31 protein-coding genes are annotated in these 24,435 nt (G+C 36.6%); 12 read left to right on the top strand and 19 right to left on the bottom strand.

The genetic code is table 11. The features are described from left to right. Positions 1–7: 7 nt before the first annotated feature. Positions 8–2,329: a penicillin-binding protein 1C gene (pbpC, locus tag E4N65_RS05010; protein WP_253674350.1), complete on the bottom strand. Its 2,322-nt coding sequence runs from the start codon at positions 2,327–2,329 to the stop codon at positions 8–10. A gap of 148 nt (positions 2,330–2,477) precedes the next feature. Between pbpC and E4N65_RS05005 the strand changes: the two genes are divergently transcribed. Beyond that, on the top strand, positions 2,478–3,689 hold the full coding sequence (locus E4N65_RS05005; protein ID WP_253674349.1) for an ATP-binding protein: 1,212 nt from the start codon (positions 2,478–2,480) through the stop codon (positions 3,687–3,689). Positions 3,690–3,847: 158 nt separating this feature from the next. On the opposite strand, the gene E4N65_RS05000 is transcribed toward E4N65_RS05005, so the two are convergent. Continuing rightward, a complete protein-coding gene (locus E4N65_RS05000) occupies positions 3,848–4,354 on the bottom strand; it encodes a hypothetical protein (protein WP_044017396.1) in 507 nt (168 codons plus the stop codon). Positions 4,355–4,571: 217 nt separating this feature from the next. On the opposite strand from E4N65_RS05000, the gene E4N65_RS04995 reads away from it, so the two are divergent. Further along, positions 4,572–5,237 (top strand): DUF4272 domain-containing protein, encoded by a 666-nt coding sequence (locus E4N65_RS04995; protein ID WP_044016624.1) that lies wholly within the window; start codon positions 4,572–4,574, stop codon positions 5,235–5,237. Positions 5,238–5,260: 23 nt separating this feature from the next. Here E4N65_RS04995 and E4N65_RS04990 read toward each other — a convergent pair whose 3' ends face one another. Next, positions 5,261–5,974: a DUF4241 domain-containing protein gene (locus E4N65_RS04990; protein WP_253674348.1), complete on the bottom strand. Its 714-nt coding sequence runs from the start codon at positions 5,972–5,974 to the stop codon at positions 5,261–5,263. Positions 5,975–6,249: 275 nt separating this feature from the next. Between E4N65_RS04990 and E4N65_RS04985 the strand changes: the two genes are divergently transcribed. The 10 genes from E4N65_RS04985 to E4N65_RS04940 all read left to right on the top strand — a co-directional run bounded on the left by E4N65_RS04985 (position 6,250) and on the right by E4N65_RS04940 (position 13,898). Further along, positions 6,250–6,705: a DUF2004 domain-containing protein gene (locus E4N65_RS04985; RefSeq protein WP_044016631.1), complete on the top strand. Its 456-nt coding sequence runs from the start codon at positions 6,250–6,252 to the stop codon at positions 6,703–6,705. Positions 6,706–6,845: 140 nt separating this feature from the next. Beyond that, positions 6,846–7,637 carry a hypothetical protein gene (locus E4N65_RS04980; protein ID WP_044016633.1) on the top strand — a complete coding sequence of 264 codons (792 nt, stop codon included), beginning with the start codon at positions 6,846–6,848 and terminating at the stop codon, positions 7,635–7,637. Between the two features lie 173 nt (positions 7,638–7,810). Beyond that, positions 7,811–9,304 carry a gliding motility protein gene (locus E4N65_RS04975; protein ID WP_044016635.1) on the top strand — a complete coding sequence of 498 codons (1,494 nt, stop codon included), beginning with the start codon at positions 7,811–7,813 and terminating at the stop codon, positions 9,302–9,304. A gap of 320 nt (positions 9,305–9,624) precedes the next feature. Continuing rightward, positions 9,625–10,125, top strand: coding sequence for a hypothetical protein (locus E4N65_RS04970; RefSeq protein ID WP_044016639.1), 501 nt, complete (start codon positions 9,625–9,627; stop codon positions 10,123–10,125). 62 nt (positions 10,126–10,187) lie between these two features. Beyond that, positions 10,188–10,628 carry an Imm12 family immunity protein gene (locus E4N65_RS04965; RefSeq protein WP_002687024.1) on the top strand — a complete coding sequence of 147 codons (441 nt, stop codon included), beginning with the start codon at positions 10,188–10,190 and terminating at the stop codon, positions 10,626–10,628. Positions 10,629–10,632: 4 nt separating this feature from the next. Then, positions 10,633–11,367 carry a hypothetical protein gene (locus E4N65_RS04960; protein ID WP_044016647.1) on the top strand — a complete coding sequence of 245 codons (735 nt, stop codon included), beginning with the start codon at positions 10,633–10,635 and terminating at the stop codon, positions 11,365–11,367. Between the two features lie 25 nt (positions 11,368–11,392). Next, complete coding sequence (locus tag E4N65_RS04955; protein ID WP_253674347.1) at positions 11,393–11,695, top strand: tetratricopeptide repeat protein; 303 nt, start codon at positions 11,393–11,395, stop codon at positions 11,693–11,695. 157 nt (positions 11,696–11,852) lie between these two features. Next, complete coding sequence (locus tag E4N65_RS04950) at positions 11,853–12,479, top strand: HEAT repeat domain-containing protein (protein ID WP_253674346.1); 627 nt, start codon at positions 11,853–11,855, stop codon at positions 12,477–12,479. A gap of 182 nt (positions 12,480–12,661) precedes the next feature. Continuing rightward, on the top strand, positions 12,662–12,871 hold the full coding sequence (locus E4N65_RS04945; RefSeq protein ID WP_253674344.1) for a YwqG family protein: 210 nt from the start codon (positions 12,662–12,664) through the stop codon (positions 12,869–12,871). Beyond that, positions 12,849–13,898 carry a hypothetical protein gene (locus E4N65_RS04940; protein WP_253674342.1) on the top strand — a complete coding sequence of 350 codons (1,050 nt, stop codon included), beginning with the start codon at positions 12,849–12,851 and terminating at the stop codon, positions 13,896–13,898. Before E4N65_RS04945 ends, E4N65_RS04940 begins: the two co-directional genes overlap by 23 nt. Here E4N65_RS04940 and E4N65_RS04935 read toward each other — a convergent pair. The 16 genes from E4N65_RS04935 to E4N65_RS04865 all read right to left on the bottom strand — a co-directional run bounded on the left by E4N65_RS04935 (position 13,873) and on the right by E4N65_RS04865 (position 24,406). Next, complete coding sequence (locus E4N65_RS04935) at positions 13,873–14,397, bottom strand: hypothetical protein (protein WP_253674340.1); 525 nt, start codon at positions 14,395–14,397, stop codon at positions 13,873–13,875. The genes E4N65_RS04940 and E4N65_RS04935 overlap by 26 nt on opposite strands. An 11-nt stretch (positions 14,398–14,408) precedes the next feature. Beyond that, positions 14,409–15,215 (bottom strand): hypothetical protein, encoded by an 807-nt coding sequence (locus tag E4N65_RS04930; RefSeq protein ID WP_253674339.1) that lies wholly within the window; start codon positions 15,213–15,215, stop codon positions 14,409–14,411. 37 nt (positions 15,216–15,252) lie between these two features. Next, positions 15,253–15,468 carry a hypothetical protein gene (locus E4N65_RS12235; RefSeq protein WP_371921826.1) on the bottom strand — a complete coding sequence of 72 codons (216 nt, stop codon included), beginning with the start codon at positions 15,466–15,468 and terminating at the stop codon, positions 15,253–15,255. Between the two features lie 32 nt (positions 15,469–15,500). Continuing rightward, positions 15,501–16,205 (bottom strand): transglutaminase-like domain-containing protein, encoded by a 705-nt coding sequence (locus E4N65_RS04925; protein WP_253674338.1) that lies wholly within the window; start codon positions 16,203–16,205, stop codon positions 15,501–15,503. Between the two features lies 1 nt (position 16,206). Then, the gene (locus tag E4N65_RS04920; protein ID WP_253674335.1) at positions 16,207–16,779 is read right to left on the bottom strand and encodes an HXXEE domain-containing protein; all 573 of its coding nucleotides are present in this window, start codon (positions 16,777–16,779) and stop codon (positions 16,207–16,209) included. Between the two features lie 25 nt (positions 16,780–16,804). Beyond that, positions 16,805–17,743 carry a Fic family protein gene (locus E4N65_RS04915; RefSeq protein WP_253674334.1) on the bottom strand — a complete coding sequence of 313 codons (939 nt, stop codon included), beginning with the start codon at positions 17,741–17,743 and terminating at the stop codon, positions 16,805–16,807. A 129-nt stretch (positions 17,744–17,872) separates the two neighbouring features. Next, the gene (locus E4N65_RS04910) at positions 17,873–18,937 is read right to left on the bottom strand and encodes an ankyrin repeat domain-containing protein (RefSeq protein WP_253674333.1); all 1,065 of its coding nucleotides are present in this window, start codon (positions 18,935–18,937) and stop codon (positions 17,873–17,875) included. Between the two features lie 83 nt (positions 18,938–19,020). Beyond that, the gene (locus tag E4N65_RS04905; protein ID WP_253674327.1) at positions 19,021–19,329 is read right to left on the bottom strand and encodes a hypothetical protein; all 309 of its coding nucleotides are present in this window, start codon (positions 19,327–19,329) and stop codon (positions 19,021–19,023) included. A gap of 49 nt (positions 19,330–19,378) precedes the next feature. Further along, complete coding sequence (locus E4N65_RS04900) at positions 19,379–20,140, bottom strand: class I SAM-dependent methyltransferase (protein ID WP_253674326.1); 762 nt, start codon at positions 20,138–20,140, stop codon at positions 19,379–19,381. 36 nt (positions 20,141–20,176) lie between these two features. Then, a complete protein-coding gene (locus E4N65_RS04895) occupies positions 20,177–21,028 on the bottom strand; it encodes a DUF2262 domain-containing protein (RefSeq protein ID WP_253674322.1) in 852 nt (283 codons plus the stop codon). 31 nt (positions 21,029–21,059) lie between these two features. Continuing rightward, on the bottom strand, positions 21,060–21,254 hold the full coding sequence (locus tag E4N65_RS04890; RefSeq protein WP_253674320.1) for a hypothetical protein: 195 nt from the start codon (positions 21,252–21,254) through the stop codon (positions 21,060–21,062). A 19-nt stretch (positions 21,255–21,273) separates the two neighbouring features. Further along, the gene (locus tag E4N65_RS04885; RefSeq protein ID WP_371921825.1) at positions 21,274–21,657 is read right to left on the bottom strand and encodes a hypothetical protein; all 384 of its coding nucleotides are present in this window, start codon (positions 21,655–21,657) and stop codon (positions 21,274–21,276) included. A 28-nt stretch (positions 21,658–21,685) separates the two neighbouring features. Then, a complete protein-coding gene (locus tag E4N65_RS04880; protein WP_253674318.1) occupies positions 21,686–22,402 on the bottom strand; it encodes a leucine-rich repeat domain-containing protein in 717 nt (238 codons plus the stop codon). Between the two features lie 83 nt (positions 22,403–22,485). Further along, positions 22,486–23,064, bottom strand: a complete 579-nt coding sequence (locus tag E4N65_RS04875; RefSeq protein ID WP_253674317.1) for a hypothetical protein — start codon at positions 23,062–23,064, stop codon at positions 22,486–22,488. A 25-nt stretch (positions 23,065–23,089) separates the two neighbouring features. Then, the gene (locus tag E4N65_RS04870) at positions 23,090–23,548 is read right to left on the bottom strand and encodes a hypothetical protein (RefSeq protein WP_253674312.1); all 459 of its coding nucleotides are present in this window, start codon (positions 23,546–23,548) and stop codon (positions 23,090–23,092) included. A 174-nt stretch (positions 23,549–23,722) separates the two neighbouring features. After that, a complete protein-coding gene (locus E4N65_RS04865) occupies positions 23,723–24,406 on the bottom strand; it encodes a hypothetical protein (RefSeq protein ID WP_253674311.1) in 684 nt (227 codons plus the stop codon). Positions 24,407–24,435 lie beyond the last annotated feature (29 nt).

Below are 24,435 nucleotides of genomic sequence, written 5' to 3'. Positions count from 1 at the left end.
GATGAACTTATCCCGCGTCGAGGATTTCGAAGGTGCGGACACGGCGGGCGCCGAGCGAATCGGTTACGGTAAGAACATGGGTACCGATCTTAGGCCGAACGGTCATTGTGTGCGTTCCCTGCGTGCTGCCAAGATATACGCCATCGATATCCCAATAGATAACCGTGCCGATATCACGCGCAGCAGCCTGCATAATCATGGCGCCCGCACTGCCGTCGATTTCTATCGGAATAACGATACGCGCCCCTTGCTCGGGAAATAAAATTGCCAACTGCGAAGGATGAGCGCCTTGGTGCCCCGCAACGAAGGGCGGCAGTTTTTTATACGTCGCTGCAAACCGGGTATAATAATACTCTACTGCCGGCGGCAATACAAAGCGGTTTTGAATGAGCGGAAACCGGCCTTCGTATACCCCCGTCATGTCCGACATATCAGCCTGAAATCTTCCGTCTGGGGTAAACGATACGGCGGTGCAATACGGGCAAAGCGTACCCTGCGGCGCTTGAGCGGGACGAAAACCCTTTACGATACGGCTGCAGTACCGTCCCGCCATATATCCGGAATCGGCACAGAAAGTTTCTTCCTTTACATTCTCGGATGGTGCCGCAGGCCAATGGGCTGCGGGAAGGGAAGCAAAAATTTCAAACAACACCGGCGCTGCCGTGCGGATACTTTGGAGGTCTTGCCTCCCCTGTCCTTCCGCATTGCCGAACCACACACCGACCGTATATGCTTCTGTGGTTCCGATTGCCCAGCCGTCGCGGTTTCCGTTGCTGGTACCGGTTTTCCATGCGATTCTTTTGGAACCGGCAAAAACGCGCCAGAGCGATTCATCATCGGGACGCACCCCCTCGGCCAATGCCTTGAGCGTCAACCATGCAGCGCCAGCTGATACGGGAAAGACGTGTTCACCGGAGTACCCGCTCCGGCCGCATGCAGCGTTCATAAGCTGTGCATAGGCATATACCGCTTCGTAGAGCGTAATCTCACCGCCGCCGAGGATGAGCGGCAGGCCGTATTCGTCGGCCGACCGCGTAAAGGTGGTAAAACCGCACCGCTTCAGATAGTCGAGAAAATGACTGATCCCATATTCACGAAGCATTCTAACGGCGGGGATATTTAACGAGCGTGAAAGCGCTTCGGAAGCAGGAACTGCCCCGCGGTAGAGCGGCACATTGTTATCGGGTTTATAGCTGCCGATACGGGTCGGAATATCAATGACGAGTTGATCCGGCAATAACCGGCCGCTGTCCAGCATCGCCGCATAAAGGAACGGCTTTAACAAGCTGCCGGAACTTCTCCGCGCCTGCACAATATCTACTGCCGATGTAGTTCCATTCCGGCCGTCAAGCCCCGTGTTGCCGCAGTATGCGAGCACTTTTCCGGTAGCGGTTTCGATAATCAGCGCTGCAGCATTATCGATCCCTTTTCTGGAAAGTTCACGCGAATGCCGTTCCAGAATCCGGTAGAGATTTTTTTGCAGACCGGAATCCAAATCAGTGTAAAACCGCGCCGCTGACTGGTTCGTTTTCTTTAACAATTCCAAATAATGAGGGGCGCCTGAAGGCAGCGGGTACGGCTTTGCCGGCAGCGGTTCCGCAAGCGAAAGCTCCAGCGTTTGTGCATCGATACGCCCTCTCGCATAAAGCTCTTGCAGCAATGTATTACGCTTTTTGAGCAAAACAGCTCTGTTTGCTCCCGGATGCACCAGCGAAGGTTGATTCGGCAGTACGGCAAGTGTTGCCGCCTCCGCCCACGTCAGCGAAGCCGGCGAACGGTTAAAATACCGCCAAGAAGCAGCCTCAATGCCGATGACATTTCCCCCGAACGGCGTATGAGCGGCATACAGCGACAAGATTTTCGCCTTGCCCAACCGGATTTCCGCCATAACTGCAAGTAACGATTCTTTACATTTTTGCCCGAATGTACGCGGCTTATTCCCTGCAAGCAGCCGCATAGTTTGCATCGTAAGCGTCGAAGCTCCCGAAACAATCCGTCCCGCCCGTATATTGGACACAACCGCACGCACTACAGCAATCGGATCAACACCGAGATGATAATAAAAACGTTTATCCTCAAAAACGATAACCGCTTGAGCAAATTTATCGGGAACCTCGCCGGGCGAAAAACGCCACTGGCCGTCCGAAGCAACCGATGCACCGAGCAGGACACCCGTTTTATCATAAAGCGCATACGAATAGGGCACATTTTTCGGCACAATTTTCAACGGAAATAAAAAAAGCGCGGCATAGGTAAAAAAGAGTACCGTCAAAAATTTACCATATCGTATTTTTGTTTTATCCGGTAAAGCCGATATTCTGCCGTTCATACCTTATTTTATCTTTTTTCTTGATCCTTTTTAAGAGGTCTTTAGCGATACCTTCAATAGATTGTATATATTATTTCGACTATAATCGAAATACATATTGATTACAGCGAATGTTTCGATTATAATCGAAGTTAATAGGGGTAATTTCATGAATCAGATTATCAGACCGAAATACATACAACAGATTGCGCAATTTGTAGACAAGCCGGTTATTAAAGTATTAACCGGTATGAGAAGAGTCGGAAAATCAACGCTTTTAATGATGATAAAAGACGAAATTCTAAAAAACATACCCGCTGAAAACAAACTCTATCTCAATTTTGAATCGGCAGATTTTTTTGATATAACGACTGCAAAGGCTTTGCATGCCTATTTACAGCCGCGCATACAAAACATACATACCAAAATCTATTTTTTCTTTGACGAAATACAAATGGTGACAGGCTGGGAAAAGGTTATCAACAGCCTCAGCGTGGATAAAAACTGTGATATTTATATAACCGGTTCAAATTCAACGCTTATTTCGGGAGACCTTGCTACCCTGCTTTCGGGGCGATATACGGCATTTGAAATTTATCCGTTTACCTTCGACGAATTCACACAAGCGTTTAAAGATACGCAGCTTTCAAATGAAGCGCTATTCGATACATATGTGCAGATTGGCGGAATGCCTTTTTTACGGTATTTTAATTTGGAGGAAACTCCGTGTTTTAAATATTTAAGCGATGTGTATAACACCGTATTGGTCAAAGACGTATTACAGTACAATAACATTCGAGATGTCGATATTTTTAATCGTATCTTATCGTATGTGCTCGAAAATATCGGGCATACTTTTTCGGCGAACAGCATCAAAAACTATTTTAAAAATGAGAAAAGGACTGTTTCAATCGATACCGTTTTAAATTATTTGGAATATTGCCGAAACGCATTTATCATTAAAAAAGTACCCCGCTATGATATGGCAGGTAAAAAGATCCTGAAAGTAGACGAAAAATATTATGTAACCGATCACGGCTTCCGGCAAGCACAGGGATTTTCCAATACAAAAGATATTGAAAGAATACTGGAAAACATTGTATTTGTAGAACTTGCCTCAAGAGGATACGAAGTAAAAATCGGAAAATTAAAAGACAGAGAAATCGATTTTATCGCACAAAAGAATAATCAGCTCTCTTATTATCAAGTTGCCTATATGTTAAGCGATGAACAAACACGAGAACGGGAATTCGGAGTATATAAAACAATTGAAGATAATTTCCCCAAATACGTGCTATCATTAGATCGTTTTGATTTCAGCAGGGACGGCATTATCCACAAAAATATTATCGATTTTTTGTTAGAAAGTACCATGCCGTAGTGATATGGCGATTATAAACCGATAAAGAAAATATTGTCAAGAAATTTTTTTTGTTTGCCAAAAAGAACGTTAGTTACCCCAATAATCCGTTCATCGTAATCCTACTCCAGGGCGGATTATCCCTTATCGACCGATTATATAAGGCTGTATACGGCTTTTTACTTTTTGTAAGCTGAGAGTTCCTGCATTGCAACATCCAAAGAAGGTCGCCCTCTTCTCTTTTCTTTTGTTTCCTTTATAGAGCCAACCAAAACAACTCTGTGTCTCGGTATTTTTAATACGTAAGTTTTATACCAATAAGGTTGTGGTTTGGGAATCTTAATATTTACCGCTCCCCTTTTGATGAGGAATTCTTTATTTTTCCAATATAAAACGGCATGATCTTCATATAGTTCAAGCTGTGCTTCTTCCTCCTTGCTGCTCCAACATTTTGCAGCAATCCATGCCGGCAGCGACATAGTAATAGGAATTAAACCGAATATCATATAAACAGCATGCATGGGATGTTCTCTGAAATATACCGGTCCATGTTCCGGTCCTTTCTCAATACCGGAGAACACAAGAAATGCATAAAAAGTCAAAAGTCCAACTATTACTCCGAATAACACCATAATATACAATACACCGGTTGAATATTTATTGCATTGAAATGTTATTCTTCTCATCATTTACAAATCCTTTTTTAACGCTTTATTCCGTATACATTATCCGCTTTTCAGTGATAAAATTCATTTGAATAAAACTGCATCATATTTCGGTCTATTTACCAAGTCAAATGTGCTAAGCTAACAGTATACCATGTTTAAGGTGTTTTCCTAGCAGTTATCAATAATTTCGGTTTTTGATATAATGGCAGCGTAAACAAGAAACAGGAGCATTATTATGTACATAAAACCTGAAGATCGGCGTGAAAAATCGAATGCAAAAATAAAGGAAATGGGCATTGCCTGTATGGAAGAACTGCCCTTGGTGGAATCATCAAAAGAGGCGAAGCTTAAAAGCCTTGAAGAAATCTGCGACAGAGCCATCGCATGTCTTTTGTCGATTCAATTGGCTGAAGACATTCATAATGAGCAAGGGGATGAAGAATCGAGGGAACTGTTTTTACGTTTGCTTGAAAACTACGAAGTATCGGACTGCCTTTTGGAAAAAGAAAAACGACTTTTTGACGGAACATACAGCGAACAGGATGTCATCGATGTCTGTTGGACTTATGAAGCTTATTGGTCGCTTGTGTGGGCTTTGGGCTTGGTCGAGGATATTTCGTATCCGAATGACATCTGTGATGTGGAGAGAGCGATAAAACTGGTCGGCGACACCGATGGGAAAGCTGCGTTTAAAGCACAATGTAAGTTACGCGGAATAGAAGAAATACTGGATATGCTCGATCTGCACTACCGTTACCACTGGGCAACGGAAGAAAAACGGCTCCGCCCCGAAACGGAAATCAAGGACTTAAATCCCGATGTTTTGATGGAACGGCGGCGCGGACTTGAGTGGCTTATTTCCGAAGAATCCGATTGGTTCGATATTTCGATGGATACGTAGTCCTTTTTACTGCATTATCATTTTTATCCGGCGAAAATATATTCGATGACAAGTTCACAAATGGCATCGTTTTTATCGTAGCCGAAATATACCGGATATTTTCCATCACCGAAACCGCTTTGTATCATGGGAACGGTCAAGTCCGTTCCTTCTAAAGGATAGTTAATCCAGTCCCCGCCGTCGCGTTGAAAGCGCGGATTTGCTACATAACTCTTTTTGAACTCTTTTGCAAAATAATCGTCGTATATATTTTTGTCGGGATTTTCGTTTGCCCAACGACTTTCAAAATTGCAATAGGCATCCCGTGTTTTTACATCGACAACTGTTGCAAGCCCTGCATCGACATTAAACCCGAAAAAACTTTCTCCATCGACATTGTCCAAATCTTCATTGCCTATCAAGGCTTCACGATATACGGCAGCCTTTTCATTGGAAAATTTTACCCGTGTTGCAACATATCGGTAATGGTCTTCTTCTATTTCAACAACCAAAGTTTCTAATGGAAAAATTCCTGTAGGTACTTTTTGCAGATACGGTTCCGCGTTTCTGTTAAGGTAGACGAGCGGATCACGCACCAGAACATTTCCCGTCGGAAAATGCACGGTTCCCATCGGCAATATAAATAACTTTTTCCCCTGTACTTCATTTTGAGAAAACAAGTTACCGTAATGCACAGGAGATACAAGCAGCTCCTTCACTTTTTCATATTTTTCAATCCATTCTTTTGTCGGTATCATATAAACCTCCACATAAAGATTAAATAATATAGTATTTATCAGTACATGTGTCCACAGACAAAAGTTTCATTTTTTGATATACTTACAAAAAGTTTTTATCGGAGTCATGATAAACAGTTCGGCAGGAATTCAGCCTCACTGTTTATCTGCCGAGTTTGTCTTTCGACAAACGTCGCATTATTATATGTGCTTTTTAACTTCGTTGCAAAAGCACGGAAAAAACTTTTTTTGCAAATTGATATTTACTGCAAAAAGTTTTTATCGGAGATTAAGTTATGAAAAAAATCGAGCATCAATATTTCGATCAGTTGAATCTTGCGACAACAGATGATGTAGAAGTAATTTGGGAAAAAGAGATTCAGGGGATAGACACGTGGCTTTGGCTCGGCAAAAATGTAGAACCGTCTACCGGCATACTCGACCTTTATGCACGCTTTCTTGAAGAAATAGATGAAAAAATAAAAGAAGCAAGAAAATCGCTGATAACATATTTAAAAGATGACAGCTACTATATTGACTTTCATATTGAAGAATGCGGACTGGAAGATTTGCCAAGTGATATTACCGAGTTTGTAAGTAAAATGAAGATAACGAATGTAGGCTTATGGATTGACAGTGAAAAGCCGCACATCACAATGGATTTTATGATTGCACCTGATGAAAGCGATGAAATACTCTGCGTAAAATTCGGTGAAGATGCAAAAATCATATCCATCGATTGGGAAAGTTAGCGGTTAGAAATGTTACAATTCTTCTATGAAAACGAAGACATTGACGATAAACTGATAGATTACATTAAGAATAATCCCGAGAAATTTGTCTTCATCGGCACTTACAAAACAGATGAGGATTAGAGAGAAAGCAACAAACTATGATTTATGCTAAATTTTATACTAAAAGCAAAGGTTGTTTAGAGGGCATTAACAGGAAAACAAGTGCCGAGATTAAAAAAATAATAAGCTGCGAAGCTGACATTATCTATCAGTCGCCTCATACAAATAAGATTATTTGGGCCGCAAAACGGCTAGACGAAAATTGTGTACGCATAATGGTATTCGATAAAGCTGCAAACAAAATTGCTTCTATAAAAATGGAAGATGAATTGAGCGATTCAGATATAGCTTTTACAAGTTTAAATAAAGAAAATCGCATAGTAGTATCTTTTGCAGCAGGACAGGACGGCTCTCAAGATTATTGCATAGAATTAACTCAAAATGAGCTGAAAATAATATATAAGTTTCCGGAGAATTTATCTTATATGTTTAGCTTCGATAAGTATGCTTTGCTTGCAGATTTTTATAGCTCAAACTTTTTTAAAATTTCCTCCTCCGATTTTACGCCGATTGCTGAAAATACATATGCTTTGTTTAAAGAAGATTCATTATCCAATGTACAGAAAATCAATGATAGTTTCGGAATAGTTTGTACTACTGAAGGAAGATGCTATGCATTTGATTTATCCGCACTTGAATTAATTGATGAACTGATTATTGATTGCAAAACAGGGGCTTTAGAAAAAAATTGGGCTGTGAATGCATTATTTCAAAAAAGAGATGAAATGATATTCGAATATCGCAATTATAAAAACGGAAAAGAAAACATTGAATGGATTAGCGTAGATAAATTATATTTGGATAAACTTATCAAAGAACGGAAACCGTGATATAATTAAAAAATGGATAAATATTATAAAATTAATAGAAGCACTAAAAAAATGTCCTATACGACGGTTATGGCAAGGATGTAAACTTAAAAGAAATAGGATTGAGCGAATATGGTTTGTCGCAAAATTAAAATTTTGAAATGTAATAATATATAAGAAGAAGAGGCATAATTATGCGAGCGAAAACCGGCGATGTATACTGTGTGTATAATTCATATTTAAAAAAATATACTGCGTGCCAAATAACCAAGATAGAGGAAGGTGAGAAAAAACCGAAAGCAGTGCTGCTCTGGTTAGATTGGTCGGGTGAACAGCCTGTCAAGGAGGAAGAGTTACCTTTACTAAAGCCGCTTTATCAGGACTTTATGTACTGGAAACGTGGTCTGCATCTTTGTAATGTTGATGTCATGGTACCTGCGAACCATATGTTAATCGGTAATATGCAGCCATTAACCGATGAAAGCACAAATACCTATGCAATGTCTTGGGGAAACGGATATGAAGTATATCGTCAACTTAAATGGCAGGAGATTCCTAAAGAGCAAAGAGATGCTTTTAAAAAAGCGGAGAGCAGTAAGGAAAAAATTATATTTGCCGGAAAAGAAATGGCGATTTCCAGACATCGCATACATGATGATGTTCCTTTTGAAAATGTGCTGGAATTAAAAGCCTTTCCATGCTTATCCTATTTGGCATGTAAAAAATGGCATATCGGTTTATATGAATATTTACAATCATGTCCGTTTTTAGATGAGCTGGTACTTGAAAATCATCAGCAAAAAATATTGGATTTTTCCAATGCGCATTTGCACAAACTTTCTATTGATATGAACGGCGTGGAAGAACTGTATCTGAATAACGAATTGGAAGAACTTATTCTGTTAGGTGAAGTAACAAATAACTGTAAAATACATGCTGTTGAAAACGGAGCTTTATTACTTTTAACAGCAACTGAAATAGTGCCTAAAATACAGGGTCTAAAAGACTTGGGCAAACTGCATTGCTCAGAGATTACAGAACTTGATATGGCCGAGATTCTAGAAGCATACCCGATGCTGAAGGAATTGCGGCTATGGGGAAAACCCGGTATTCTTTCTAACCTTTCTATGCTATTCCGATTTACAAAATTGGAGGGCTTTACCACGGTTGATTTATTCGGTTTTTCTGCCGAAGACATTCCGGAGCCGGAATGTTTACCTAACTTACATTGGTTTTGGATGAGCAGCCTGCCGGAAAATGCAGCCAAAAAAGCTAAACAGCTTTATAAAAAGAGAAAAGAAGAAGGGCTTGATCTTTGGATACAAAAGCCGCGAAAGCCGGAATGGTTGGCGCAGAACCTTGACAATCCGTTCCGCTCATGGGACGGACAAGAAAATATTTCTGCAGCGAATGCCAAGAAAGCAGCAGATGTATATAAAAAAACAAGAGCCGAAATTCTCAAATTGGAACAAAGCTCGCCGATCGAAGCTGCTCGGACTGCCGAAGCTTTGGTGAGGGCATACACTGAAGCCTTTAATAAGATGGACAAACGCAAATATTTTATTGAAACAGTAGAAAGAGAGGATATCTATTGTGCTCTTACAGAACTTTTAGATTTAATACCGCCTTCTCTATCTATCAATAAAGAAAAACTCTTGGAAATTTTTGATACAACACGGGATTTTTAGGATTAAAAGATGTTTCCGAATTATTTGGAAGGCACAATTATTTTAACGATTACTCACTTAGCCGAGGATTCTAAAAATGAACTTGCAAAAAAGATATTTGCAAGGATAAATCAACAACCCCGACGCAAGCGTCGGGGCACAGTGCTCAACGTTTCGCACTGTGTGTTCTATAAGGTGGTTGCAGTCGGCTTTAATACCCTTTATTACGACGCAAGCGTCGGGGTATTAAACCCTCCGCATGAATAAAGACTTCGAGAATCTTTCTCCCAAAGAACAGGAAGTGTTCACAGTAAATTTTCCGCATATCTTTAGAAATTAATATGAATAAAATTGTAACTACAACAGTAATAGTAATTTTTACTTTTTTAATTTTTACAGCCGATGTAGTGTTAATCACAAGATTTTTCACACTGATAAAACAAAGAAGATATAATGATTCAGCTCCTCTTTGGGGCGGACTTCCCGATTTATTTCCGAAAATTAAAAATAAATATCTTAAAACTTTTTTGAACTACATCATGCTAAATATTGCGGTGTATATCATCGGGTACTATTTCCCAAAGACAGGAGTTTTTACCGGAACTCTTACATTTTCTTTTGATATTGTTATCGAGAGTTATAGATTTTTAGTATCGTTTATAATAACGAATTTATTTTTAGCTATTAGTCAGCTTACAAGAAAAATAAAAATTTTTCAACAAAATACAATTTCGGCTAAACTATACTACATTGAACTTATCATCATTCCCATTATTGTTATTTTTTCTCTTTATTTTTTTGACAGCGTTTTTGATAATCTTGCAAGGAAGGTAACAATATAAAAGAATAGTACACTTACAAAATTGCTAAAAGATGATAGAATAAAATATGAGGAGACAGCAATATGGAAGTTATTTTGAGTACGGTAATCGGCGGTGAAATTACGGTTGAGGTTGATGGTGGGAAAATTGTTCATTCATTGATAATAAAAATGAGAAACTCCTTGAAAGAGCATTTTAAAAAAATATTTTTTGAAGGGCTAGATAGAATAAAAATCAACGTATATATCAGCGGAGATGTTTCTTCTTATTGCGATAAAATGGGTATTACTGCAACCCGATATTTCCGTGCAAAGACAGAATATACGACAGAGTTTTGTATCGATAAAAACTATTGGTCGTTAGAACCTGTTCTTCCAGTGGATAGAAAGTTTATTCTATTCATGGAAAACTCGTTGATACAGTTAGGCGGAATTATTGAAAAAAAGCTTAAAGCAGCCGGATATAATTTTGATGGCGAGCTGTTTAAAGAAATTGTTCTTAAAAGTTTAAGAGGGATTAGTTAAGAATATGGCAAAGTATTCAAAAGAAGCATTAGATGAAGCATTGCTGCAAGCGCAAAGCAGCGATATTAGTATGAGAAGAAAAGGGATAAAGTTTTTAAGACAAGCTTCTTGTTTGGAAACGGGTACGAAAAATACCTATCCGATAAGAGATTGGTTTTCTGAAACTAAAAATTACACAAAACTTTTTAAAATAGTAAAATCCGAAAAAGATTCGAAACTGTTATGGGAATATTTATTTTTGATTAAAACATATTGTGAACGTTATATTGATTTAGCTTATTTGGTAAAAGATTCTCAAAACTTTATCGCAAAAAAAGGAAACACAGAATTCAAAATAAAGGCTCGTGAGCTCGGAGGATTATTTTTAGGGCATCAAGATGCCTCTGTACGGCAAGCTGCAGCAAGCCTGCTTTGGTATTTAAAGAAAACTTCCGAAGTTTTGCCTGTAATCATAGAGCTTATGCAGAAAAAACGGGATTATATAACACTTTCTCATATCGGCATAATGATTCGCAATTGTTATTCACTTTTGAATGATGATAAAATTATTACAGACTCTTTTGGGAATGCTGTGGCGAAGGAAAATCTTATTTCACTAAAAGATGTAGAAGCTTTAAAAGAAGCCGTATCATTTTCATTGAAAAAAACTCCTAAGGCTGCAAAAAAAGCCGGCTTTAATTCCATATCTGAAACACTGGACGATATAATTACAACACTTACAAAAACGGTTGAAAGATGATAGAATAAATATAAGTGGATAAAATATGAACGGAGAATTATATCTAAAAAAGGGCATACTGCAACTAAATAAAAAATTATATGATGAAGCCTTGGAGACTTTAAATAAGGTAATCGAACTCGATGATGATCTTGCCAGTGTTACATCTGCAAAATGTATTTTAGGTGAATATTATTTTATTCATCAAAACTATGAAAAATCAAAAGAATTTTTATCATGGATTTGCGACAGACAAGATGAACTTGAAGAAGAGTTTGACGATTTACTTTTAGAAGAAATTAATACCGTGTCTGTGCTGATGGAGCTGATTGAAAAATATAAGCTGTAAAACCAATTTACCATAAATACACAGGGAGTGATATTGTATGCAAAACAATTCTTATATTCATAATTTAAAAATGGAAGATGTTCCTTGGCATCGGCTTCCTACAACTTATGGAAGAACAAAAATACTTTCTTCATGGTTTTAAAAAGGGAATAAAGTAATGTCGAATTCAACGGAAAAGATTTTACAAGAACTCGAAGCGGAACGGTTACGCCGTCAAAATCTTACAAAAGAAGATTTACAAAAAAAGTATACCGAATTACAAAGAGCCGGTTTTCCTCTTAGCGAATGTATCGGTTTTATAGCCGATTTAGGCGGCAGTAATCAGCTCGCTTATCATTACGAATTGATTTGCGAAGACTGGGAGCGAGATGATCCGTTGTATTTGGGTAACAGTTTCGATAAACACGATTTAGCGGGAATTGATTTTCTTTTTGCAGCTATAAACAAAGCTTCAACCGAAAAAATACGGGTGTTCACTGCCTATCTCATTGCCGAAATTCTTGTAAGGTCGAAACATCGCGATTTTTATACGGCTGCATGCAATTGTCTTGTACCGATACTTGTTTCGTATTTAAATACGAAGGACTGTGTTCTGAGGCGAAAAGTGCTGATAGCTGTCGGGTGGGTTGGGACAGCGCAAGAGATTGGTATTTTTAATGACAGAATGCTTCACGACGAAGATAGTCTTTGCCGTGCATGGTCAGCTTCTGGGCTATGGCAATTATCATGTAATAGACTGCATAGTCAAACAATACTCCCGGATGTAAAAGATGTTTTTAGATAGGCAATCGCTGCGGAAAAAGACCTTTTTGCATGCGGCGTAATGATAGAGTCGGCACAGAGTTTATTCGGCAAAAAATGGATATCGTCTATCGCTGTTGAAAATGAAGATGCAGTAAAAATAGAAAAGGCTCGCAAATCGGCTGTCAGATTTCTAAGTAAGGATTAAATATAAGGAATATAATCATGAAACAAATTCCCGATTTTCTGAAAGAATACGAAACCGCTTTACAAAAATACAGGCAGAGTTCTGTCGAAATTCTTGCGACAGCCCTAAACGACAGTGAAACAACGGATATAAAAAGTTCCAAGTTTTTAGGAACCCCTTATTTGCCTGTCGGTATGGACTATCCGAAAGACAAGGATGGCAAATATGAACAAAATTTATGCAATTAACGACTTATCGGAGCTGGAAGATTTTTTATATTCTCAAAACTCTATTGAAAACATACGTGAAAAACTTTTTGCCGAGTTTTTAAAATATGCGGATTATAAAAGCGTCTCGGAGTGGAACAAGGCGGTGCGGCTTTGTGAATGTCTTGCCGTAATCGGCTGGGGAAACCATGAACCTGTGGAAGCGTCAAGAGGTGTGTTTTTTAACGGTAATCCCCGTACCTTTTTTTGCAACAGATTTGGAGAGCTCCGGTTTGTCGAGGCAATATGGTCAAAAAGAAAAACGGGATTTACGATGAAACAGGGTAGAACTTCCTATTACCCCTCTCCCGACGGCAAAGACAAAAAACAACCGATGTATTGGGATTACCCCGTAACTGAAAATATAGAAGACATAAAAATTGAAAGTCAACGTAATTGGATTCCTAAAAATCCTGTTTGGATTGTGCATACAATATCAAACTGTTATGAAAATTCAAAACCGGTTATAGAAAGCATTAAAGAAAAACTTCAGGACGAATTAAATAAAAAGATGCGTCCCGAAAAATACGGCAAAGCCGTAAATTGTATTTTATTGAAATGTGCTTTCAGCTATTATGATAATGCGCATTGCAAAACAAACTATATCATCGATGAATCGGGACGCAAATTATCAAGTCAAGAAGCCGCAAAAGAATTGCAGAAATTATACACAAAAGAAGAGATTTCCGAAAACGGATATTACTTGCGTCCCCGATTTCAATACGGGTCATTTAGAGCAGATACAGGCAAGATAAATGTAGTTATACATTTTGAAAAAGAATTCAGCCGATTAACACATCGTCAGCAAAAAGAAAAACTGGCAGAGTATTTTTTAATTGCACTTAAAACTATTGCAGAAAAACAAAAAAAGAAAATACTGAATTATGATTTTAATTTAATGATTTCCGATTTTACTGAAATAATGGAAAAAATGGATGAATTAGGGAGATGTAAACATGCGCTATTCATTTCTGCCAGTCAATCTAATTTTCCTCTTGTTTTTCAATAAGATCTTGTACCACCTTTTCCAAAGTCAATAATTGAGCCATGTCTGATATATCGCTTATCCCGAAAGGATTGAAGGATGTAGCGCCTATAATTGTTTTGTATTCTTTCGGTCTTGATATAAATGATATTTTCCGGTTATCAATTCCTATATCAACCTTTAGCAATTTATCATGATTCGATTTGATTTTACAAAATGAGATTTTACCGGCTATAATTTCTTTTTCATTTTCTAAAATTCTTATATTAAGCTTATCGATATAAACAATAAATTTTTTTGCTACACTTTTACGAATTTTTTTTATAATAAGATATGATATAACAAATGCAGGTAAAAACACTAAAAATTTAAATAGCGGATGAATTTTGTAAGTAATCATTCCAGAATAAAATAACAGCAGGTAGGTTAGTAATATAGGAAACATAACGCTTATCGGAAAGCATAATCCCATAATCATTTCGCTTTTTGGTGTTCCTGCCACAAATTCAAATTTTCTCATCATGTATGTATCTACTATATTATGTTAATTTCTTTTATCAAATGATAGGTTTCTATAAAGCGAAGTTGCCAAATCTTCTTGTCGGCGGTAATTTCTTCGTATATATTCTCCAATGTATGCGCAGGCGCTAATAGTCCTAAAGAATAATCTTCAAAAACGACTTCACCTATCTTTTCAAGTTTATCTAATAGAAGTCCTAAATCTTTGTGATTAAACCAGCAATCCGTATCCAGAGCATATTTCGTATTTTGTTTCTTGCAGGCAATTTCGCTATTCAAAAAATCATCCATAGTCGGCTCATCTTTTTGCAGCAAGCGCGTACAAGCTAAATGATATTCTATTTTTCTTGGTGTCTGGTCAACATCTGAAACAAAAACGACGCCGTACTCATTCTCAAATTTAACTGCAAGCACTTCTCCCACGTTAAAATACGGATTTCGTTTAATTTTTGCCTTCGGTACCTTAATCGGTTTCTGATTTTCACTTTGCAGCTGTACTGCCAGTTTATCAAGAGCCTTCTGTCTTTGCTTTAAAGCTTTGCCGTCAATTTCAAGCCAGAAATCATCAGCACCTTTTGCAATTATTGTTAATGCCTTATTCTTTATCTTCTCAGACAAATGTCCGACCTTCCACAAAGAATAAGCGAATGCAGTCCAGTAAATCTCCGTGTAAAATGAATCTATACAAAAATTATTCTCGTCATTTAAAATATCTTCAATTATTGTGTCGATATTTTCACCGTCTTTATATCGTTCTACTATAGTATTGTAAATGTCATACCCATCGTCACTGTCTATAATTTTTACACCGTCTATTGCCATTTCTCATAATCTCCTTTAATTATATATTATCCGCTTTTCAGTGATAAAATTCCCTGTATAAATTAGGATACTCATATCCTACAGGATATTTTCTAAAAATAAGATAGACGAATACAGCCGCAAGCAAGCAGAAGAAGTTGAGGATGTATAAGTATTTAAGCGTATGGTGCCTGTGAAAAAACAACATAACGATTAAGAGGGTCATTATACCGATCGGCACATAGAGTCTGAACGTAATATAGTTATCTGTCATAGGTTTCTTTCCTATCTTTACTAACCCGTAATTCAGGTATTCCTTATTTTCTTTACATTGCAGTTCATCAAATACCTTCCTAAATGTTTGTAAGCAAAGGCTTTTATTCCTGACACTTCCTGATGATGATGTTTCAACAATTCATCAGGAGAATTCCATACTCCAAAATCTTGAACAATTCCTTCGCTTTGTATGTACGTGTTGTTCCTGTCAAAATCAATTATTGGATGCCGGAAATCTTTTACCGCAACACCATAACCGCAGAAAAAACCGGTGCAGTTTGCAAATTGTTTTTGCAGTTTTGATAAATACTTTTGATCCAGTATAAAGGCTTCAAGTTCATACCACTTATCCTCAAAATATACTTCAACCCAACTGTGAAATATATTCTTCGGCGCATTTTTATAAACAAATCCGCCCATTACTCCTTTCTGTAATTGTTTGTCTATGGTAAAACCATGAACTCGACAAGGAATTTCGCAGGCACGCAACAAAGCCATGAAGAGTGTTCCTTTTGTATTGCATTGACCGTATCCGTCCTTAAGAACTTTAGATGCGCTGATACCATCATCTGTATTATACCCGAATGCGATATCATCTCTTACAAAGTTATAAATAGCTTTAAGGCAGTCAAATTTATTTTGTTCCTTCCAATGTTTTACTTCTATTAATTTTTGAATGTCCGGATTTGAAAAATCCAGCATTGTAGTCTCTTGCAAGTATTGATTCATATCCATTTTATTTTTCCAATGCTTTCAGAAAATCGTCTATAGCAAAACATCCTTTTGCGGTATCATCACGAACCATTTTCTTACCTCCTTTTATTTCAGTTATCTTTTTCATTATTTTATGCACAAACATTAAATTAAGTAACATTGTAATAACACATAATACAGATGAAATTACTATGCTAAAGAATGTATATTCAAAAGTATAAATTGCTTTATTTAGTAGAAATACACTTATCGGTAAAAGAATTATACTTGATGCTAATGCCGGAATATATCTTTTAATAATAATACTTTGGATTATATGAACAAGCAAATGCAATGAAAAAGCAATAAATGCCCCAATCCAAACGATATATATTCTGAAAAAAATGCTTACACCGGTTATGATTATACAGAGCAAATATTCTTCTAAAACAGCTATCGAAAAACCTTCATTGCTAAAATTTTGATATAGCACATAAAGTTTATTATATTTTCTGACTATATCTATATTTTTATTTAACCATATTCCAAATCCTATTATTTCTTCCATCTCATGAAGTATAAAAATAATAGGGAATAGCCAAAATATATTTTGCAATTTTTTTTATCTCCTGTCATATTAATTAAATTGTTTTCCAGCAGCGTTCTTTCATGAAACCGGTAATATTGGATATGTCTTCTCCTTCGTAATATTTTACTAATAACTTCTTAAACTCAGGAACTTCCTTTTCCGGAATTACAATAAAACCGCCGCCATGAGAAATCAAATAATGATTTGCAAAAATAACAGAGGCTCTTTTATTACCATCAAGAAATATCTGCGTCTTCATACAATAAAGACATAATTTGATAGCAATATTAATCACATCATCATTCTCCTCGGTAATCTTTTGAATTCTATCTTTAACATCTGCTTCATTCGGTAAAGACGGAACATAAGATGAGCCTCCAATGGTTACCGGAACACCACGAATGCGGCCCCCTTCTGCAAAAAAACCTTCATTTACAAGTTTTGCAATATGACTCAGCATATAATAGTCTGATCTACTTGCAATAACATCTTTATCTAGAATAAACTCCCAAGCATGTTTCAAGTTCAAAATCTTTTGCACATCAGTTGCTATCATGCCGGAAACCCTTCCGTTTTCTATAATTTCTTCTGTTTGTGGAAAAGATGTTACAATTCCCTCCAAGACAGCTTGATCATAGATATTTATTTTTATATTAGCCCTTGCAAATGCAATATTTGCCATAACATTGGAAGATAGTTCATCTTCCGAATATCCGGCAATAGCAAGTTTTGTTTCTACATATCTAAGTTCTTTTCTTATTTTTCGTACTTCTTTTGCATTACGGAGAAGCAGGTTATATAACTCCTCTGTATAGACTCCTACATATGTCGATGTCTGTTTACCGGCTACACGCTTTCTAACATATAAATATTTTCCATCGCCGCGTTCTTTAATTTCAGGTGTACCGTCATACGGCAATAAACTTAATCTGGCATGAAGATCGGCGCGAACCTTAAGGAATTCCTGTATTTCATTATAGTTTGTTGGCATTATCTATTTCTCCATTGGGGAGCATTTATTGTAATTATTATACTATTATGCTCCCCAAAACTCAATATGAAGGGCGCTTCATTATTTTTGCCGCCTCAAAGAACTATTTTTATAAGTTTATATTCTCAATCATCTGTTATAATTTGTTTTTCCTAAAGGAATAGGTGTCGGATTTGAAAGCACCCAGAGAACTGAAAGTTCACACAAACGCTCCGTTATAGCGTCTTCATCACCACCGTTTGCACGTATGCTTGAAATAAGCTCTTTGGTCTCTTCCAGTTCTTCCTCAGAAAGCGGTGTGCCTGAAGCAAAATGATTTGGCAGGGTATTAAGCATATTTCTATAATCTTTATCCCAGTTTACTCCGCCGTTTCTATATAGCTCATCCTGCACCCTGCCTGTTATACGGATGACTTCTCCCTGTACTGTTTTTGCAGCTCCGCTTGAAGGAATCAGCATCTCCCAAAGTTCATCGTATTGTTCCCTCCAAGAACCCGTCTTTACAATAATAGGAGAAACGCCGTCATGTATTTTACGTTTTGGAGCAGGCTTTACATCAAATAGTGTATAGAGTTTCTCAAGCCCTGCTTCTGTTTCAGCCAGATAATCTTTATTAAAGTTTTCTCTGTGAAATTCAAAATCCTTACCGATTATTTCGACTCTTTCCGTCATTTCAGGTACTACCTCAGCACCTGCCTTTATCAGCATTTCTGCAATTTCCGCTGCCTGTACAATATTACTATTTCTGCAAGTAGCAAGGGCTTCGGCTAGCGGAGTTCGTCCCATATCATTTTTTGCATTAACATCTGCACCTTTTTCAATCAAAAAACTTACTATCTTAGGTTGGAAAAATCCTGCTGCCGTATGCAGAGGTGTATTCCCATATGTATCAGGTTTTTGTATATCTCCTCCTAATTCATACAGCAGTTTTACAGTATCTCTGCCCAGAGTGGCATGTTTATATAATGGTGTACGCCCATAATAATCGAGTGTATTTACATCTAAGCCCTGTTCTACGAGCCAGATAACAAGTTCATCAGGAACATCGCCAAAATGAAGTGCCGTATCGAGGCTGTATCTACCGTTATGAGCGGTAAGCTCACATTTATCATAGACGGCTTTAAGAGCTTCAACATCTCCTGCTGTAATCAGTTCATCAAAATTTTTAGGTAAGGTAATTCTTTTCTTTGCCATTATTCTTCTCCTTAGTTATAATCCCAAATTATTAAGTTTCCATTGTACTATGTGGGTATCAAAAGTATTTGACACTTGTATCATTAAATAATTTCATCTATAGTTCCTTCTCCAACTTTATTTTGCCCTTCCATTATATAAAAATCAGTTCCGCAGACTAATCCGGAATAATCAACCTCTTCATACAATGGTACAACATGGCTTTTTACTAAAGTCTCAAAGTCCGCTTTCTGCCCTTCAATAAAACAAATACCCAAATATCTTGTATCTGTTTTTATCATAAAATGAGGACAATATTTTCCATTACTCAAATCAGGCGGTAAGCTTCTCTTTCTTCTATAAAATTTTACAGTGCAGACCAAAGTGAAATCAAAATTATCATGCCGATTCATATTAATCTCCTATAGCTTACTGTTTTACTCAAAAACAAACTAAAATTTATTATTTCTTTTTAGCCACAAAATAATATCTATGAATTTTCCCCTTAATTACACCTTCTTTATCAAGAATTTCCTGTGCTTTAAAAAGGTTGTTTTGATATTTCTCCACTTCAAAACTGGGAAATTCCCAATCAATAATTCTGGCAAACCAAACCAGTGCACCTACATCATAAAATTCTATCGGTCTGTAGACTTCATCTTCTTCCACAATGTCAAATCCGTTATCAGCAAATTCCTGTCTTGCAATATTTAAATAAGCTTCCGGAAACGGAATTCCAACATCACCTATCAAAAGCTCTACAAGTTCCCTGTCATTTTCTGCACCGACTTGCTGCGTAAGAAATACTCCTCCGCTTTTAAGAGTTCTTTTAATCTCTTTTATATTATATTTACCATGTCTGTTAGTAATAATGTCAAAGTAGTTATCTTCAAAAGGAAGAATATCTCCACCGTCACATGCTTTAAAATCTATTCCTAACGGAAGAAGTCTGTCCTCACATATTTTGATGTTTGGTTCATATCCTTCAATCGCAGCAGTATGTTTAGCGTTTGCCATAAAAGACAAAAGAAATTCGCCGCCTCCTGTTTCCATGTCCAATAAATAATCTGTATCATTTAAATAGGATTTTATAATGTTTTCGAAATCCCATGGAAGATCATCCTCTTCTTTATATCTTCCTCTAATGTGTGAGAAATCCCAACCTTTAATATGAGCTATTTCCTGCTCATGCAACCATTGATTAATAACAGCTTGTTTTTCCATTTTTTCCTTTCATTACCATAAATATCAGTATATGTTTTATCCCTCAATATCAGCCGACACAATCCCCTTCTTTAAGCTTCCGCATACTGTTATACAATGCCCAAAGAAAAGGTCGTCATCATCAAAATAAGCAGAAAATGAACCTCCCGATGTCATCCAAATCAAACTTAGACTAATTCTTTTTGCAAAACTTTCTTCTGTAATTTCAGAAGTTTCATTATCAGATTCTGCCCATTCGTAGGCAAGTTTTGTAAGCTTTTGGGCAGCAAAACTACGCAGGTCCACGTCCCATTTTTCCTGTTCTGACACCATTGTTTTCAGAGCTTTTTTTGCCTTTGTTATTCCTGATTTATTATCCTTATCTACATCTAATATAATATTTATTTTTCTATCCTGCCAAATAATACTTCCTTGAAAACTTTTAAGAGGCTTATCATAAATCAGTTCACCTAATATATCATCTTGTAAAATTATAGGTTTTCTATACTCTGCAAGTATTTCTTCCAATTCCTTACAAGCCGCATTTTTTTCAAGAACTTCCACAACTAAAAAATGTTTTTTTGTCGGTAGTACACCGTTTGGAACTTCCTCAGGAAGCTTTGCCCGCACCTTTAATTTGTAAATGGTTTCGTCTTCAAATTGATATGGCAAATTTTCTTTATCTGTGACAGGAAATACTATACGCCCTTCTTCTTTATGCAGTTCACCTGTTTCACAGTCCACATAAGCTAAGAAATAAGCAGCCCAGTCCCAAAAACCGTTTCTCAAACTTCCGCCGCCGCCTTCGTGTCTTAGAACAATAATCTCTTTTTCCGTTTTCTCAAAAGAGTCTTCCCATTCTTTTTGTGTCATTTTATTTCTTAGCCGCATGTATTCAATTAATTCCATTAAGTCCTCCAATCAATCTGTCTTAATATTTTTATACTTCTTCTTCGCTTAATTCTCTAAAATTTGAAATATGATATCCAAAATAGCATTTTCCGGATTTGCCTATAAAAATTCCATGTTCCGGCATATTAGCTATCTCGCCTAAGTAAATCATAGGCATGTCATCAGAAAACGGATATTCAAAAGATATTTCATCTTTAAGAGTAACCAAAGTTTTTTCTTTCATTGTGTAAGTGCTCAATTTATTACTCCATTTGAAATGCGATTTTGTATTTTGAGTTCTTTAAATTTGGAAAGCCATATTCCTCTAATCGATTTAATGTTTTTTGAATAGATTCGGTTATATTGTTTTTACTAATAGGTAAATTGCTTACAATATATATAATACCATTCATTTTTGCCGGATAAATAACACCGCACTTAGATTCATTATTTATAATACGGAGCAGGTAAATATCATATTTTGTTTTAACATAGAAATCAAACTCTTGATTATCATAAATCTCCTCCGTGATCAGGTGGACTGGAGCTACGATACAGTCTTTCATTTGAAAACTATCATTTCCAAAATGTGCTTTACAATTGTGTTTTCGCTTTATTCTTTCTATCCATTCAGTAATCATTATCATCTCGGTTTTAAAATTATATAAATACAAACTAACGAACATGGTCATTTTGTGGAATATCTTTAAACTTTTCTGCAAACCTATCATTCCATATTTTATAGTCATAAGCAGGCATATTAACAGATAGGAATTCTAATTTTTCAAGTTCTAAAACAGGCGAATAATCTCCATTCAATAGCCTAAATCCCGTTGTATGAAGATTTTTAATATTCTTCAAACTTTTTAAAAAATCAAAAGAATCTACTTTAATTATATTTCCCATAGAACTATGAATTCCCAGTTGTTTAAGATTTTTTAATTTGCCCAACGGCGAATAATCCGTTATGCCGGTGAAGTTAGATAATATAAGCACTTCTAAATTTTGTATTTCGCCTATGGAATACAAACTTTTTACTCTTGATGAAGCATATATTGAAAGAGCCTTTAAGTTTTTTAATTTTGTAATACACTGTATGTCCGAGAAATCGCCCTGAAATATAACGAGTTCTTCAAGTGACGTTTGATTACATATCGCTTCCAATAACTTCTGATTTACAATACCTGTTACTAAAAGCTTTTTAATGTTTGTTTTTGTATTGTTAAAATAATCTATCCAGCTTTTTAAAATGCTGTCTCTGTCTTTTTTTAAAGGATATTTTTCTTCAGATAATCCGTAGCAATATAACTTTAAAATTTCTTCTCCTGTATACTCTTTTAACTCTGTAATAGAGTTTCCTGCCCATTTTGCATTCCAATTATAGTAATTCATAATTATTCTCCCATATTCACATAACAGTCAGTTCACTACTATAAATGCGACTAATCCATCATTCATCAAATTCGTTTTTTAGTTCAAATTGTTTTAAACTCGATAAAGGACTGTTTTATTTCAGACAGTTCTTTTAACTTTCTTTCCAAAATCACTGCATTCATTCCGTTTTTGATTGCAATTTCATAATACTTATCAAATTCGGGATGATTATTTTGTTTCACAACCGCTAAAAGTTCTGCAAAATATCCCCAAACGTTATTATAGCTTTTTGTTGAAGTATAATCTTCTCTTTTCGGCATCCACTTGAGTTTTACAAAGAATTTGTAAAGTATCTTACTCCAAGTTTCTACATCATCATCATAGCAAAAAAACTTGGTCTCAAACAGACTGCCGAAACGCCTGTCCCAAAATTTTACATTGTCAGGCAAATACCATGTATCACGGCTATCGCGGCATATCAATTCTGTTATTATTCTTTCAAGTATTTCGGATGGAAAACCTCCGGTACAACTATAACTTCCGGCAACTGAAGTTTGTGCCGCTTCCTCTTTAAGTTCTTCATAGGCTGTGCGGCTATCAAGCAACAACAAAGCAATTTGGGCACGGTGACCAAAGGCTTTTCCTGCACTCAATATTCTATATTTCTCAATCTCGTTCATAGTTCCTCTGCTCGCCTAACTTTTCCTATAATCCAAATTTTTCCCAGTCCTTAACCGATTCAATAACAGGTATCCAACTATCGATTTCAAATTTTTCCTGTTCATAGGGTTCAGTATATCCATCCACTATTAATATTCCGCTGCATTGGATATGAGCCTTGCTATTCCTTATTTCAAGAATTTTTAATTTGTATGAAACCATCGGTTCGTGTTCATAAATGTAAAATGAATCTTCTCTGTCATCGCTTTCTTCTATTGTCATTACAGAAAAGGATTCTCCAATTAATTCTGCTGCTGAGTTTTTGTTTGTACCTATCCGATTTATGCAAATAGAAGGTGCTATTGTTTCGCCCCTAAAATTACCTTTAGCAAATCCGACATCCACTGACCATGATGCAGATTCATCTTCTTTTAAATACATCAGACAGCTCTGTCTTCCGTTCCAGTCATCTTCAAACGTATGATTTTCTCCGATCTTTAGCATTTGTTATCTCCCTTTCACTGATAGTATATGTCATTCAATGCTGATTTATTTGAAAATTCCTTGTAACCATTTCACAATATCATCCGTCGTTTTATCACACGATAATACCAATTGATTACAGACATTTTCAGCTCCTCCTCTCATTTCTCTGAACGATTTGTAAAATACATCTATTCATCCTGCAATCAATTCCGATAATTCAAAATCTGATAAAACGGAATCCGTATATAGTTTTCTCAACAAATTATCATCGAATTTCATAGAGTAATATTCTGTAACAAATTCTCGAAATCTTTCATACGAATCGAAAGCATATCCCAATAGCCAATAACCTCCATCATGTTCATCCGTTTGATTTTGGTGAACTTCCCCATCATACCAAATGAAAAATGTCGTTTCCGCCCTTTCGTCTACTGAAAAAAGATTCATCAATTTCTCGTCAAGCCCTTCGTACATCTTGTCTATAATACTTTGATTCCATTCGTCGGCAGCAAATTGGTTCAGACTGTTTTCATGCGCAAAGCCTTTTACCAACACCACTGTTTCCGTAAAGATTACAGATAACGAATCTCCTGCTCCGTTATCAATAACATATTTGAGATTCGAGTCGAGTTTCTTCTTTCTTACCAATCGCAAGTCGTCTTCCGACGGGTCAGTCAAAGCATTATCCAAAATATATAGCGCCTCCAATCTTGTATGCATATTATCCCAATCCATATGCTTCATATCGTTTCTCTTCCGTATTTCTTTGTTGTATCTCTTTTGTGAAAATAATGCACTGGCAGAACGTTCCGGCTTATCGATTGATAAGTCATTCCTTAAATATCGATAATCAACATTTCCATAACTACATTCCATGCACAATTCTCATTTCATTACATATTTGA

Origin of the sequence: Treponema sp. OMZ 855, assembly GCF_024181145.1 — a bacterium.
Taxonomy (GTDB): Bacteria; Spirochaetota; Spirochaetia; order Treponematales; family Treponemataceae; genus Treponema.
The sequence above is the reverse complement of the archived record's forward strand: the minus strand, read 5'-3'. Positions and strand labels throughout refer to the sequence as shown.